Origin of the sequence: Burkholderia sp. 9775_39, from assembly GCF_015712225.1 — a bacterium.
Lineage (GTDB): Bacteria > Pseudomonadota > Gammaproteobacteria > Burkholderiales > Burkholderiaceae > Burkholderia > Burkholderia cenocepacia.
In genome coordinates this window covers 11,392-26,194 of sequence record NZ_JACCQC010000016.1, presented here as the reverse complement: position 1 = coordinate 26,194, position 14,803 = coordinate 11,392, and the positions used below count along the sequence as shown (strand labels likewise).

The window sequence follows — 14,803 nt, the reverse complement described above, 5'->3', positions numbered from 1 at the left end:
CACTCGGCGCATGGGAGCCGACGACGGCCGGCGGCTGCACGGCGAAATATGTCGGCGACATACCGGCGCCCGAGATTGCTGCGTCTGCCCGCATGGCGACGTCGGCGACCGTCTGTGGGTGCGCGAAACGCATGAGGTGCGCCGCATCGGCACCGAGACGTTCGAAGGCGGCCGACCGACACGCCGCTATGCCGGTATCGCGTACCAGGCCGACGACGGCCGCGCCGAAGTCGACATCGACCTCGACACGTTCCAGGCGCTCGACGCCAAGGAATCGCGCGGCTGGACGCCGTCCATCCACATGCCGCGCTGGGCGTCGCGCATCACGCTCGAGATCACCGGCGTGCGCGCCGAGCGCCTCCAGAGCATCAGCGAATCGGATGCGATCGCTGAAGGCATCGAACCGTTCAAAACCGACGACCCTGATCTGAAGGGTATGTGGCGGGACTATTCCGAGGAAGGAATGGCCTCGGGAAACCCGATCGGCTCGTTCTTGACGCTATGGGACGGCATCAACGCTGCCCGCGGCCACGGCTGGGAAGCCAATCCCTGGGTATGGGTTGTTGAATTTCGGAGGATCGAACGATGAGCACCGGTCTGATGACAGCGGCCGATCTGGAGCAGGCAACCGGAAAAAAGCGTTACAGCGCGCAGGCGGCCTGGTTCAAGGCTCAATTCAGCGTCGACGTGCCGCGGCGTGACGACGGCAGCATCGCGCTGACGTGGGAAACGTTCCGGCTCCTCACCGAGGCGAAGCTCGGCCTCCGGACGGCGGAAGCACGCTCCGAAGCCGTGTTCGAGCGGCCACGGATCTACTAGGACAACAACCCATGAATGCACGCCGCCGAAAACGGCCAGACGGGCTGCCGAGTCGCGTTTATATGCGCGACGGCTCGTTCTACTGGGTGCGTCCCGACGGGAAGTGGAAGCGACTGTGCCGCGTCGACGACGGCGACATCCGCATGCACGAGCGGCTCGCCGAGGAGAAGCGGAAGTTCGAGCCGACCACCGGCATCGGCAATATCCCGCGGCTCGTCGGCGAGTATGTCGACACCCACAAGAAGCAGTATGCGGAGACCTATCGCGACGAGTGGGTTCGGCGCGGTGATGCGGTGATCTCGGCGCTGCGCGATTGGAACGTCGAGCGGATCGACGCCGGCGCGGTGGAGGACTTTTTGACGATGAAATGGGGCGAGAAGCTCCCCATGCAGCGCGCCATGAAGGCGTGGCTGACGCGGTTTTTTAGTTGGGTGATCCGGAAGAAGAAGCTGATGCAGGTGAACCCCTGCCGCGAGGTCAAGGTGAAGAAGCCGAAGGACCGGGACGTCTACATCCCGGACCGGCATTTCCTCGCCGTCCGCGCCGCCCTGATGACCTATCGGTACAAGAAGAACGAGGGGAAGCAGAACGAGCGGACGATCATCGGCACGGTCCCGACCGGCGCCATGATGCAGTGCTTTGTCGACCTGTGCTACCTGACCTGCCAGCGGTCAACAGAAATCCGGCTGCTGCGCTGGGACCAGATCGACCGCGAGGCCGGCGTGATCCACTTCGTTCCGACGAAGACCGAAGACTCGAGCGGCGAGGCGGTCGACTGGCCGATCACACCCGACATCGACGCGGTGCTCGCGCGCGCGGAGCTGCTCGACCCTGCGTTCGGCCAGAAGTACGTGATCCGCGACAAAAAAGGCAATCCGAAGACCGACCAGGCGTGCCGCGACGCGTGGGATGGTGCGATCGAGCGCGTCGAGAAGTTCGATGCGTCGATCAAGGGTAAACCCTACACCATCAAGGATATTCGCGCGAAGGCGATGACCGATGCCAAGCGCGCCGGCTACGCGATCGAGGAGCTGCGAGTCGCCGGCGCCCACACCGATACGGCGACGACCGAGACCTACATCAAGTCGCGGGAGGTACCGCGATCGAACGTCGTCCTTCACTTGCCGACGCTCAAATCTGCATAGATCGCGCCCCGATATTAGAGATTCTCTAATACGGCCTCCAATTTGCGCAAAAATTGAGCACCAAGTAAGAAACCCGCACAGCCTTACGCCGTGCGGGTTCTTGTCTGGTCGGGGCGAGAGGATTTGAACCTCCGACCACCTGCACCCCATGCAGGTACGCTACCAGGCTGCGCTACGCCCCGAAAGAAAAAAATTATAACAGACAGTTTCCCGATTTAGAACGGGTCGCATGCATTTTGTGAATGTTCTCGTGCAATTTTTTGGCGTGATGGCGGCGATGCAGGCAATCCGCGGCACTCACCGCGCATCGTCGTCACCGCTTGCGTGCGACGCAGATGACCGTCAGGCCGGCGACGCGATTGAAGCGGAACATCGGCAGCTCGATGCGGCAGATCGTCTTCAGCAAGCCGTTGACGAACGGATGATGACGACGCAGTTGCGACGCAGGCTCGCGCGGCTGCGAACGCGCCCGCTCGCCCAGCCGCAACGCGGCCGCGAGCGGAAACGTGAGGCCGAAATAATAGGCGCCGTGCTCGACGTCGAGCCCGGCACGCCGCACCACGCCCTCGAGGCCGCCGAGCGTATACCTGCGCTTGTGTTCGAGGAAATCGTCGTGGCCGCTCCACAGGAACTGGAACGCGGGCACCGTGATCAGGAACCGGCTGCCCGACGGCGCACCCTGCACGTACTGCGTCAGCAGCCCGACGTCGTCGTCGACATGCTCGAGCACGTCCATCAGCAACACGAGATCGGCATCGAATCGATCGACGGCACGCCGAAAGTGGATGGGCTTGCCGGCCGCCTCGCCGTCGCTGTCGTCAGCATAGCTCGTATCGACACACCACGCTTCCGTCGCTTGCGTGCGTTCGAGCAGATGCTTCGAGAAAAAACCGGAGCCCGCACCGACGTCGAGTATCCGGTTCGCGCCCGACGCGCCCAGGAACCGGCGAATCGCGCTCGCCTTCGACGCGTAGTACCAGTGATCGCCCACCCCCGCACCGAGTACGTCGACTTCCTTCAGGTCCATGGCGCTTCCCCGTGATGGCTGCCGTGTCGTGATATCGAACCCGCCACTGATGCCGATCTTACCTCGCCGCCATCGCCGCGCGTATCGGTCGATGCCCGGGGCCGCGCCGCTACCCGGCATTCGCCCCTAATCGAAAAGGACGATGGCCGCTTGACGGCAAATCGCTACCGTGCGGTAAGCCGGCGCGAGATCGACGTGCCCGGCAAGCCGTCCGACTGCATGCCGATCGACCCGGCTCGCCCCGGCCTTGCCATGTCGCGCGCGGGCAGCGGCACCGCGGTCGCGACGCCTGGTAACCGTCTCCGACACAGGGCATCGAATGCATCAGAAAAACGAAATTTCCCGTCGACATTTTCTCCGGCTGGGCGCCGGCACGATCGGCATCGCGCTGGGAAGCGCGTCGCTGCTGTCGGCATGCGGCGGCGACGCGATAGCGGTCGCGCCGGTCACGACGCCGCGGCTGGCGTCCGCGTCGAACTTTCGCGACACGGCCGGGCCGGACGGAACCGGCTACGTGACGACCAGCGGCGCGAAGATGAAGAAAGGCGCGATCTATCGCTCGTCCGCGCTCGCGCTGTCCGCCGCCGACGTCGCGACCGTCGGCACGCTCGGCATCACGCAGGTCGATGACCTGCGCACGCCCGCCGAGATCAAGACGCAACCCGATGTACCGCTCGCCGGCGCCGCCTGGCAAAACCTCAACGTGCTCGGGGCCGCCAGTATCGACCCGATTCCGACGACCGGCGCGACCGCGACGGCATTCATGCTGAGCATGTATCGCGCATTCGTCACGTCGGACAGCGCGCACGCCAGCTACCACGCGCTGTTCACCGGCTTCGCGGGCAGCGGCGACAACCGGGTGTTCCACTGCACGGCCGGCAAGGATCGCACCGGCTGGGCGACCGCCATTCTGCACTCGATCCTCGGCATCTCCGGGCAAACGATTCTGGCCGACTACCTGCTGACCAACGTCTATAGCGCAGCCGATATCGCCGCTTCGGTCGCCCATGCCCGACAAGCCGGCGGACAAAACGCGGCGGACATGATGACCGCACTGCAAGGCGCACACGCCGACTATCTGCAGGCGGCCTTCGATCAGGTCGCGACGTCGTACGGCTCGATGGCGTCGTACCTCGAGAACGGCCTGCAACTCGATCCGGCCACGCAAAACGCGATCCGGGAGCGCCTGCTGGTCTGACCGGCCGTTGCTGTGCGCATCCGGTGAAACCCGCGCCGGCCAAGGCCGGCCGCGGTTTTTCAGGGCTGCCTCGAAAGACGCCGACCGCCGGCCCGCACAAACCAAACAGCCGTTTGATACGGCCGTCCATCCACCGCGAATCCGTTGTCTGGCCGCCCGCCGGCGCCCCGCGCCCGGGCGTCCGTTGTTTGGTAACGCCGCTCTAGCGCGCTATGACACACTGCACGGCATCGACGCTCGCGCCGTGCAGTCGCGCGCGCCGCCGTCGATCAAGACAAGACATGGAGACAGACGATGCGGAATGCGGTCCGGCGCGGCCATCGCTCGCCTTTGGCAATTTTCGACTGGTTTTCCGGCCTGCGACGCACGGTCGCCCCGGGATCGCCCACGACGTCCCGCGTGTTCGGCTGCGGCGCGCTGGCGCTTGCAGTCCTCTGCACCGGCTGTGCGGAATCGGCCGCGCAGCGCGACAGCAACACGTCCATCGCATCGACGAAGATCGAACGCACCAAGGCCGAGCGGCTCGCGCGCGAACAGCAGATCGCGCGCACCGTGCCGTCGCTCGCATCGATCAGCCTCACGCAGCCGCGCCCGTTCACGCTGCGCGACTCGGGCCAGAACGGCGCGATGACGTTCCTGCGCGACGTCGATTTCCGCATCGTCAACAACCTCGGCTTCTTCATCCACCAGTTGTCGGCCACGCTCGTGCCGACGCAGGCCGGCGCGCCGATCGTCTTCGACGATCCGACGAGCTTCGAGATCGACGTACATGAAGGCACGGTGACGCTCGACAATGCGAAGCTGACCGCCCTCTTCAACACCTACATCTTCGGCTATCGCAACGCGCCGCTGCGCAAGCTCGCGGTGTCGGCCGGCGACGGCGTGATCCATCTGCAAGGCGAGATGCAGCGCGACGGCTGGGTACCGTTCTCGCTGACCGGCACGCTCGCGATCCGCGACGGCAGCCAGCTCGTGTTCCACCCGACCGGCGTACGCGTGTCGGGTATCAACGCGCAGCCGGTGATGCGCGCGGCCAACGTGAAGATGGCCGACCTGCTGAAGGTGCAGACCCCGATCGCGCAACTTGCCGGCGACGATCTCGTGATGGCGGTCGACAAGCTGATGCCGCCACCGCGCCTGAAGCTCACGATCACCGCCGTGCGCGTGACGCCGGCAGGCCTCGACCTGAAGCTCGACGACGGCACGCATGCCGGCTTCGCGATGCCGGCGAATGCCCCGCAGCAGGCGATGTACATCCGCGGCGGCGACGTGAAGTTCATGCGCTCGATGCCGATGAACGCCGACATCCTGATCGGTCCGGTCGATTCGTCGAAGCGCGAGCAGACGTTCGTGTTCGACCTGTATCACTATCGCGACCAGGTGTCGGCCGGTTACTTCAACTTCGACGAAAGCGGCGCGATGGCGATCCGGATGCCTTCGTATACGGGCCCGGCGAGCGGCGCGCTGCTCGGCAACGCGGCGGCGCGCCTGAACGACAGCTTCCTCGCCGCGCAGCAGACTGCGCTGCGCGACGTGCGCCAGCACTGGGAAGCGTACGCGCTCGCGGCGGATGCGATGCGGCCCGGCATGCAGAAGGTCGCGATGCGGCGCACGTCGACGACGCCGTTCAACGAACGGCACGTGTCGAACCGCAACCCGACGATCCATCTGCGCAACGTCGACTTCAACCTGTCCGGCGATATCGGCTTTCATGTCGAGGATCTCGACGTGGAACTCGTGTCGAGGCGGCCCGGCGAACCGGTCGATCTCGACGATCCGAACCAGTACGACATCCGCATTCTCGGCGGCACGGTCGTCGAATCGTGGAAGGCGATGTCGGCGCTCTTCAACAACTACCTGCTCGACTATTCGCCGCGTTCGCTGAACGACCTGCAACTGAGCGCGGACGGGCAGAACCTGCGCGTCCAGGGCGGCATCAAGCTGTGGAATCACGTGCCGGGGGTCTGGCTGCCGACCGACATGAAGGGCTCGCTGACGGTGCTCGACGACCGGCACCTCGCCTTCAAGCCGTCGCAGGTGTCGGTGCTCGGCATCCCGCAGGCGACGCTGCTGCGCTCGCTCGGCATCGAGCTCGCGTCGCTGACGCCGTTGCGCCGACGCGGCGCGGAACTGCGCGGCGACACGCTCGTGCTCGACCAGTACACCGTGTTCCCGCCGCCCGTGCTGAACGGCAAGCTCGGCCAGGCAACGGTCGAACGCGACGGCTTGCGTCTCACGTTCCGGCGCGCAGCGGGTGCAGCCGCGCCGAAGCGGCCGCAGATCGATGCACCGAGCTACATGTGGATGGAAGGCGGCGACATGAAGATGTTCAACGTGCTCGAACTGAACGTGCGCGCGTTGATCCGGAATTCGGCCGAGGCGGGCCCGATGCGGTTCGACCTGTACGGATACCGCAGCCAGGTCGCGCAGGGCTCGGTGCGGATGCTGCCGGACGGCACGCTGGTCGTCGACATCGGGCAGAAGAATCCGCTCGCATCGCGCTGATCCGCATGCGCGACCCGCATGAAAAAGCCCGGTGGCAGGTCGCCAACCGGGCTTTTTCAATGCTGCCTGCGCGCCGTGCGCTCAGTCGTGTTTCAGTCCGTCGATCACGTCCAGCAACGCCTGCCGCAACGCGATGACGTCGACGGTTGCGCCCGGCTTGGCCGCCCCACGCGCATCGACGGCCTGCGCGTCGGATTCGGCTGGCTCCGCCGCGGCCCGCTCGCTGCCCGGCGAATCGAGCCGGTTGCGCGCGCCGTTGATCGTGAAGCCCTGCTCGTACAGCAATTCGCGAATCCGCCGGATCAGCAGCACTTCGTGATGCTGGTAATACCGCCGGTTGCCGCGCCGCTTCACCGGCCGCAGTTGAGTGAATTCCTGTTCCCAGTAACGCAGCACATGTGGTTTGACCCCGCACAGTTCGCTGACTTCGCCGATCGTGAAGTAGCGCTTCGCGGGAATCGGAGGCAAGACGACTTTCTCAACCGTGGTGGTCATCGTCGGTTAACCGTCGGTAAAGGGTGCGCGGCGGCCGCGCGGGGCGTGGGCGCGCGTCTTACTCCGCGCCGTTTTCGACCAGCGCCTTCAGCTTCTGGCTCGCGTGGAAGGTTACCACCCGGCGGGCCGCGATCGGAATCGCCTCGCCCGTCTTCGGATTGCGGCCCGGACGCTGCGGCTTGTCGCGCAACTGGAAATTGCCGAACCCCGACAGCTTGACGCTTTCACCGTTTTCGAGCGCGTCGCGGATCACTTCGAAAAACGCCTCGACCATGTCCTTCGCTTCACGCTTGTTCAGCCCGACGCTGTCGAACAGCAGCTCCGCCAGTTCCGCCTTCGTCAGCGTCGGCGTCTCGGTGGACGCCGGCGCCGAAGCGTCGCGGTTCATCGCGCTGCGTTGCGCCGTCAGGAGGGCTTCGAATTCACTCGAGGTCATGTCGTTCATATCTGCCATACAGCGCGTTGAATCAAAACTTACGATGGAAAAAAGCCGCCCGCGAACGGGCGGGCCCTCTCCTTAGCCGCGCAGGCGCGCCCCGGCGCGAGCCATCCGCTCGACCAGCGTCTGAATCGCCTGGTCGACGACCTCGTCCTGCAGCGTGCCAGCCGCATCCTGCAGCGTCACGCGGAAGGCAAGGCTCTTCTCGTTCGCGGCAAGACCACCGGAAGTATTTGATTTTGCACGAAATTCGTCGAAGAGTACAACCTTCTGAACGAATCGGCAGGCCTCTTCGGCAAGCGCCTTCTTCATTTCGTCGAAAAGTGCCTGAACCTCGACCGCCTGATCGACGACAACGGCGATATCGCGACGGACCGGCGGGAATTTCGACACGTCGGTCGGCGCGGGCAGCGCACGGGCGATCAGCGCGTCCGCGTCGATCTCGAACATCACCGGCGGGTGCGGCAGCTCATATTTCTGCATCAGGCGCGGATGCAACTCGCCGATCCAGCCGACCGCGCGGCCATCGATTTCGATGCGTGCGCTGCGGCCCGGATGAAGGGCCGGATGCTCGGCCTTCACGAAACGCGCAACCGCCGGCGCGAGCAGCGCTTCGAGATCGCCCTTCACGTCGAAGAAATCGACCGCGCGGGTCGTCACGCCCCACTGCTCGTCGAGTGCCGGACCGTACGCCAGCGCGCCGACGCGCTTGGGCTGCGCATGGCCTTCGACCGCCAGCTCGCCGGCCTTCACCGACGGATCGGCGACGAACACGCGCCCCGATTCGAACACGCGCACGCGATCGGCACGGCGGTTCAGGTTGTGGCGCAGCACGGCGATCAGGCTGCCGAACAGCGTCGTACGCATCACCGAGAGCTGGCTCGCGATCGGGTTCAGCAGGCGGATCGGGTTGTCGTTGCCCGCGAAATCGTGCTCCCACTCCGCATCGACGAAGCTGAAGTTGACGGTTTCCGCGTAGTCGCGCGCGGCCAGCGCGTGACGGATGTCGTGGATCGACCGCCGCGTCTCGTGGGTCGCGCGCATTTCGCTCGTCGCGACCGGCGGCCGGGCCGGGATCTTCTCGAAGCCGTAGATGCGCGCCACTTCCTCGATCAGGTCTTCCTCGATCTCGATGTCAAAGCGATGCGACGGCGGCGTGACGAGGAACGCGTCGTCTTCACGCTCGAACGGCAGGCCGAGGCGCGTGAAGATATCCGCGATCTCGTCGGCGTCGATCTTCACGCCGATGATGCGGTTCGCGCGCGACACACGCATCTTCACCGGCGCGCGCTGCGGCAGGTTCACCGCCTGATCGTCGACCGGGCCGGCCTTGCCGCCGCAGATCTCGAGAATCAGCTGCGTGATGCGCTCGACGTGCTCGACGGTCGTCGCGTAATCGACGCCGCGCTCGAAGCGATGCGCCGCATCGGTCGAGAAATTGTACTTGCGCGCGCGGCCGCGGATGCTGTCCGGCCACCAGAACGCGGCTTCCAGATAGATATTGGTCGTATCGAGCGTGACGGCCGTGCTGTCGCCGCCCATGATGCCGGCCAGGCTTTCGACCTGACGGTCGTCCGCGATCACGCCGACCGTTTCGTCGAGTTCGACCGTATTGCCGTTGAGCAGCTTCAGCGATTCGCCGCGCTTGCCCCAGCGGACTTCGATGCCGCCGTGGATCTTGTCGAGATCGAACACGTGCGACGGGCGGCCGAGTTCGAACATCACGTAGTTCGAGATGTCGACGAGCGCGGACACGCTGCGCTGGCCCGAACGCTCGAGGCGCTCGACCATCCACTGCGGCGTCTTCGCATGCGCGTTCACGCCGCGGATCACGCGGCCCGAGAAGCGGCCGCACAGATCGGGCGCGGCGATGCGCACGGGCAGCGTTTCGTCGAGCTCGACGTTCACCGGGCGGATGTCGACCGGCGTCAGCGGTGCGCCGGTGATCGCGGCCGTCTCGCGGGCGATACCGAACACCGACAGGCAGTCGGCCTTGTTCGGCGTCAGCTTGATTTCGAAGATCGTGTCGTCGAGATTGAGGGTCTCGCGGATGTCCTGACCGACCGGCGTGTCTTCCGGCAGGATCAGCAGCCCGCTGTGATCCTCGGACAACTTCAGCTCGCGCGCCGAGCACAGCATCCCCTGGCTCTCCACGCCGCGCAGCTTCGACAGCTTGATCGCGAACGGCTTGCCGCCCTCTTCCGCCGACGGCAGTTCCGCACCGACCAGCGCGACCGGCACCTTGATGCCGGGCGCCACGTTCGGCGCGCCGCACACGATGTTCAGCGTCGCGCCGGTGCCGGCGTCGACCTGGCAGACATTGAGCTTGTCCGCATCCGGATGCTTGACGACTTCGAGCACGCGGCCCACGACGATCTTCGACGTCGGCGGCGCAGCCTTGCTCAGCGATTCGACTTCGAGCCCCGCCATCGTCAGCGCGTGCGACAGCTCGTCGGTCGTCAGCTGCGGGTCGACAAAGGTTCTCAACCAGGATTCAGGGAATTGCATGGATGTCTACGTTCGAAACAGGTTAGATCGACGCCCGGGCCCCGTCGGAAACGTCCATCGGGGGCGTGCGCGGGCACAGGTCGGCGCAACGAGCGGCGTTATGCGAACTGGCGCAGGAAACGCAGGTCGTTCTCGAAGAACAGCCGCAGATCCTGGACGCCGTAGCGCAGCATCGTCAGGCGCTCGAGGCCGCTGCCAAACGCAAAACCGATGTAGCGCTCGGGGTCGAGGCCCATGTTGCGGATCACGGTCGGATGCACCTGCCCCGAGCCGGAAATTTCGAGCCACTTGCCGGCGTTCTTGCCTTGCTCGAACATCATGTCGATCTCGGCCGACGGTTCCGTGAACGGGAAATACGACGGACGGAAGCGCACGAGGATGTCGTCGCGCTCGAAGAATTTTTTCAGGAAGTCGGTATAGACGCCCTTGAGGTCGGCGAAGCTGATGTTTTCGTCGATCCACAGCCCCTCGACCTGATTGAACATCGGCGAGTGGGTCGCATCGCTGTCGACGCGATACGTGCGGCCCGGCGCGATCACCTTGATCGGCGGACGGTTCATGCGCGCATAACGCACCTGCATCGGGCTCGTGTGCGTGCGCAGCAGCAGCTGGCGGCCGTCGGCATCCTTGCCTTCGACGTAGAAGGTGTCCTGCATCGAACGCGCCGGATGGTTCTCCGGGCTGTTCAGCGACGTGAAGTTGTACCAGTCGGTCTCGATTTCGGGGCCGTCGGCCACGTCGAAACCGATCGAGCCGAAAATCTGTTCGACCCGCTCCCACGTGCGCATCACGGGGTGCAGGCTGCCGGCGCCGGCGCCGCGGCCGGGCAACGTCACGTCGATCGCTTCGGCAGTGAGGCGCTGATTCAGCAGCGCGTCGGCCAGCGCCTGGCGACGGGCGGTGAGCGCGGCTTCAACCTGCTGCTTCGCGACGTTGATGCGGGCGCCTTCGGTCTTGCGTGCTTCGGGATCGAGCTTGCCGAGGCCCTTCAGCAACTCGGTCAGCGCACCCGATTTGCCGAGAAATCGTGCTTTCTCGTTTTCGAGCGTGGTGATGTCGGCAGCCTGTTCGAAGGACTGCTGCGCGTCGGCGACAATCTGGTCCAGATCCATAGATCCCATCATTTCCAACGTCATTCGGTCTTGGCGAGCGAAACCGCCCACCAAACAAAAAAGGGGCTCGGAAGAGCCCCGTTTTCGCTGCAGCGGCCGAGACTACCGGAACCTCGCTGCAACTAACCACGCAGTGCTAATTTCGCAATTAGGCTGCAACGGCGGCTTTCACCTGCTTGACGATCGCAGCAAAAGCAGCCTTGTCGAACACCGCCATGTCGGCCAGCACCTTACGGTCGAGTTCGATCGACGCCTTCTTCAGGCCGTTGATGAACACGCTGTAGGTCATGTCGTGCTGGCGAACTGCCGCGTTGATACGCGTGATCCACAGTGCGCGGAACACACGCTTCTTGTTGCGGCGATCGCGGTACGCGTACTGACCAGCGCGCATCACCGCCTGCTTGGCGATGCGGTAGACGTTATTGCGGCGGCCGCGATAACCCTTGGCCAGGTTGATGATCTTCTTGTGGCGGGCCCGTGCGGTTACCCCACGTTTGACTCGAGGCATGTTTCTCTCCTTGGAGTATCAGTTGAGGGGTTACGCGAACGGGAGCATCGCGCGGACGGAGTTCAGATCGGAATCATGAACTGCCGTTGCGCCGCGCAGATGGCGCTTGTTCTTCGTGGTTTTCTTGGTCAGGATGTGGCGCTTGAAGGCTTGACCGCGCTTGACGGTACCGCCCGGACGCACCACGAAGCGCTTTGCAGCGCTCTTCTTGGTCTTCATCTTAGGCATGACGAACAACTCCAGTTTATTAGATGGCGATGGGTGTGCGGTTGGCTTGCGCCCTTGACCCGCCCTTCGAAACCCAGTCCACTTGTGTACGGCGACCCGCTTGCGCAGCCGCCGTCATTGTTGGCGCGCCGCCCTGACCGGGCAACGCGCCGAACCACTGTCGAACCTGCGCGCGACGCGCGCGGGCCCGTTACTTCTTTTTCTTCGGCGAGAGCACCATGATCATCTGGCGCCCTTCCATCTTCGGCATCTGCTCGACCTGGCCGACTTCCTCGAGATCCGTGCGCAGACGTTCGAGCATCCGCATACCGATTTCCTGGTGAGCCATTTCACGGCCGCGGAAACGCAACGTGATCTTCGTCTTGTCGCCCTCTTCGAGGAAGCGCACGAGATTGCGGAGCTTGACGTTGTAATCCCCGTCATCGGTACCCGGGCGGAACTTGACTTCCTTGACCTGGATGACCTTCTGCTTCAGCTTCGCTTCGTGCTGCTTCTTCGATTCCTGGTACTTGAACTTGCCGTAATCCATCAGACGGCAAACCGGCGGCACCGCTTGCGGCGCGATTTCCACCAGGTCAACATCCAGTTCTTCCGATTTACGGAAAGCGTCAGCGAGTTTTACGATACCGAGCGGTTCGTTCTCGATCCCGACCAGGCGCACTTCCGGCGCAGTGATTTCACCGTTGATGCGGTGCGACGACTTATCAGTAGCGATGTTACGTTTCCTCTAAAAATTAAAAAAACGAGCCGCGCTGCCAGGGCGGTTACTTGAACGAGCGCAGGTCTTCCTGCAGACGCTCAACGAAGGCTTCGACCGGCATTACGCCAAGATCGACGCCGCCACGGGCACGCACGGCTACCGTTTGCGCATCACGCTCCTTATCGCCCACGACGAGGAGATAAGGCACCTTTTCCAGCGTGTGCTCGCGTATTTTATAGCTAATCTTCTCGTTGCGCAAATCGGCCGCCACTCTAACCCCTTGTTTTTGCAACGATTGGGCCAGAGACTGCGCATATTCGGCCTGACTTTCGGCGATATTGAGCACAATTGCCTGATACGGCGCGAGCCAGACCGGCATTGCACCAGCATGGTGCTCGATCAAAATGCCGAGGAAACGCTCCATCGAACCGACGATCGCGCGGTGCAGCATCACCGGCCGGCGGCGGCTGTTGTCTTCCGCGACGTATTCGGCACCCAGGCGCTCCGGCAGCACCATGTCGAGCTGAAGCGTGCCGCACTGCCACGAGCGGCCGAGCGCGTCCTTGATGTGGTACTCGATCTTCGGGCCGTAGAACGCGCCCTCACCTGGCAACTCTTCCCACGTGAGACCACAAGCCGTCAGCGCATCGCGCAAACCTTGCTCGGCACGATCCCACGTCTCGTCCGTACCGGCACGCTGGTCGGGGCGCAGCGACAGCTTGATGTCGATGTGATCGAAACCGAAATCCTTGTACACGCTCATGGCCAGCGTGTTGAACGCGATCGATTCCGAGATGAATTGATCTTCCGTACAGAAGATGTGCGCATCGTCCTGCACGAAGCCGCGCACGCGCATCAGGCCGTGCAGCGCGCCCGACGCCTCGTTGCGGTGGCACGAGCCGAATTCCGCGTAACGCAGCGGCAGATCGCGGTACGAACGCAAGCCGTGCTTGAACACCTGGACGTGCCCCGGACAGTTCATCGGCTTGATCGCATAGTCGCGCTTCTCCGACTCCGTCGTGAACATGTTCTCGCGATAGTTCTGCCAGTGGCCCGACGCTTCCCACAGCGAGCGGTCCATGATCATCGGCGTCTTGATCTCGAGATAGCCGGCCTCATTGACGCGGCGGCGCATGTACTGCTCGACCTGCTGCCACAGCGCCCAGCCCTTCGGATGCCAGAACACCATGCCCGGCGACTCTTCCTGCATGTGGAACAGGTCGAGCTGCTTGCCCAGCTTGCGGTGGTCGCGCTTTTCCGCTTCCTCGAGCATGTGCAGGTACTGGTCCTGGTCTTCCTTCTTCGTCCAGGCCGTGCCGTAGATGCGCTGCAGCTGCTCGTTCTTCGAATCGCCGCGCCAGTACGCGCCCGCGACCTTCATCAGCTTGAAGACCTTCAGCTTGCCGGTGGAGGGCACGTGCGGGCCGCGGCACAGATCGGTGAAGCCGCCGTGCGAGTACAGCTTGATTTCGTCGCTTTGCGGAATCGATTCGATGATCTCGGCCTTGTACTTCTCGCCGATGCTGCGGAAATAACCGGCCGCCTCGTCGCGCGACACGACACGGCGCGTGACCGGCTCGTCCTTCTTCGCGAGTTCCTGCATGCGCTTTTCGATCTTTTCGAGATCTTCCGGCGTAAACGGGCGGCTGTACGAGAAGTCGTAATAGAAACCGTTGTCGATCACCGGACCGATCGTCACCTGCGCGTCCGGATACAGCTCCTTCACCGCATACGCGAGCAAGTGGGCGGTCGAGTGGCGGATGATGTCGAGGCCGTCGGCATCCTTGTCCGTGACGATCGCGAGCGACGCGTCGCGGTCGATCACCGTCGACGTATCGACGAGCTCGCCATCGAGCTTGCCACCAAGCGCAGCCTTCGCAAGGCCGGGACCGATCGAGGCCGCAACCTCGGCAACTGTCACCGGATGCTCGTATTGTCGAACTGAGCCGTCAGGCAAGCGTATCGAAACCATAGCAATCTCCGTGATGCCGACAGTGGGCGGCAGACCAGGTACGCGAGATCGAACTCACGCGTGAAAAATTCGCGACAAAAAAAATGCGGCCCCGCTTTCGAGGGGCCGCATTCGATACTTCACTCAAACTGAAAGGGCGAAAACGTT

The 14,803-nt window shown here is 63.9% G+C and carries 14 protein-coding genes and 1 tRNA gene; 5 read left to right on the top strand and 10 right to left on the bottom strand.

Features of this window, described 5'->3' with window-relative positions:
- Window positions 1–10 precede the first annotated feature (10 nt).
- Genes H0X90_RS21525 through H0X90_RS21515 form a run of 3 tightly spaced genes read left to right on the top strand, consistent with a single transcriptional unit; the run spans window position 11 to window position 1,964 of the window.
- Window positions 11–589, top strand: coding sequence for a hypothetical protein (locus H0X90_RS21525; RefSeq protein ID WP_230877560.1), 579 nt, complete (start codon window positions 11–13; stop codon window positions 587–589).
- Window positions 586–819: a DUF4224 domain-containing protein gene (locus tag H0X90_RS21520; protein ID WP_196438165.1), complete on the top strand. Its 234-nt coding sequence runs from the start codon at window positions 586–588 to the stop codon at window positions 817–819. Before H0X90_RS21525 ends, H0X90_RS21520 begins: the two co-directional genes overlap by 4 nt.
- An 11-nt stretch (window positions 820–830) precedes the next feature.
- Entirely contained in the window at window positions 831–1,964 is a 1,134-nt protein-coding gene (locus H0X90_RS21515; protein ID WP_196438164.1) for a tyrosine-type recombinase/integrase, read from the top strand.
- Window positions 1,965–2,069: 105 nt separating this feature from the next.
- Here the strand turns inward: H0X90_RS21515 and H0X90_RS21510 are convergent.
- Window positions 2,070–2,146: transfer RNA gene (locus tag H0X90_RS21510), tRNA-Pro, on the bottom strand.
- 131 nt (window positions 2,147–2,277) lie between these two features.
- The gene (locus H0X90_RS21505) at window positions 2,278–2,991 is read right to left on the bottom strand and encodes a bifunctional 2-polyprenyl-6-hydroxyphenol methylase/3-demethylubiquinol 3-O-methyltransferase UbiG (RefSeq protein WP_006495357.1); all 714 of its coding nucleotides are present in this window, start codon (window positions 2,989–2,991) and stop codon (window positions 2,278–2,280) included.
- Between the two features lie 319 nt (window positions 2,992–3,310).
- Between H0X90_RS21505 and H0X90_RS21500 the strand changes: the two genes are divergently transcribed.
- Complete coding sequence (locus tag H0X90_RS21500; protein ID WP_006486109.1) at window positions 3,311–4,189, top strand: tyrosine-protein phosphatase; 879 nt, start codon at window positions 3,311–3,313, stop codon at window positions 4,187–4,189.
- Between the two features lie 294 nt (window positions 4,190–4,483).
- Entirely contained in the window at window positions 4,484–6,694 is a 2,211-nt protein-coding gene (locus H0X90_RS21495; RefSeq protein ID WP_020979829.1) for a hypothetical protein, read from the top strand.
- A gap of 81 nt (window positions 6,695–6,775) precedes the next feature.
- On the opposite strand, the gene H0X90_RS21490 is transcribed toward H0X90_RS21495, so the two are convergent.
- From H0X90_RS21490 to thrS, 8 genes are all read right to left on the bottom strand, one after another.
- On the bottom strand, window positions 6,776–7,189 hold the full coding sequence (locus tag H0X90_RS21490) for a MerR family transcriptional regulator (RefSeq protein WP_006486110.1): 414 nt from the start codon (window positions 7,187–7,189) through the stop codon (window positions 6,776–6,778).
- Window positions 7,190–7,247: 58 nt separating this feature from the next.
- On the bottom strand, window positions 7,248–7,634 hold the full coding sequence (locus H0X90_RS21485; RefSeq protein WP_006486093.1) for an integration host factor subunit alpha: 387 nt from the start codon (window positions 7,632–7,634) through the stop codon (window positions 7,248–7,250).
- 72 nt (window positions 7,635–7,706) lie between these two features.
- A complete protein-coding gene (pheT, locus tag H0X90_RS21480) occupies window positions 7,707–10,136 on the bottom strand; it encodes a phenylalanine--tRNA ligase subunit beta (RefSeq protein ID WP_077190110.1) in 2,430 nt (809 codons plus the stop codon).
- A gap of 98 nt (window positions 10,137–10,234) precedes the next feature.
- Window positions 10,235–11,248, bottom strand: coding sequence for a phenylalanine--tRNA ligase subunit alpha (gene pheS / locus H0X90_RS21475; RefSeq protein ID WP_006486107.1), 1,014 nt, complete (start codon window positions 11,246–11,248; stop codon window positions 10,235–10,237).
- A gap of 148 nt (window positions 11,249–11,396) precedes the next feature.
- Window positions 11,397–11,756 (bottom strand): 50S ribosomal protein L20, encoded by a 360-nt coding sequence (gene rplT / locus H0X90_RS21470; protein WP_004192938.1) that lies wholly within the window; start codon window positions 11,754–11,756, stop codon window positions 11,397–11,399.
- Between the two features lie 30 nt (window positions 11,757–11,786).
- On the bottom strand, window positions 11,787–11,984 hold the full coding sequence (gene rpmI, locus H0X90_RS21465) for a 50S ribosomal protein L35 (protein WP_004191477.1): 198 nt from the start codon (window positions 11,982–11,984) through the stop codon (window positions 11,787–11,789).
- Between the two features lie 190 nt (window positions 11,985–12,174).
- Entirely contained in the window at window positions 12,175–12,699 is a 525-nt protein-coding gene (gene infC, locus H0X90_RS21460; protein WP_071734130.1) for a translation initiation factor IF-3, read from the bottom strand.
- Between the two features lie 49 nt (window positions 12,700–12,748).
- Window positions 12,749–14,656: a threonine--tRNA ligase gene (gene thrS / locus H0X90_RS21455; protein ID WP_077190113.1), complete on the bottom strand. Its 1,908-nt coding sequence runs from the start codon at window positions 14,654–14,656 to the stop codon at window positions 12,749–12,751.
- Window positions 14,657–14,803 lie beyond the last annotated feature (147 nt).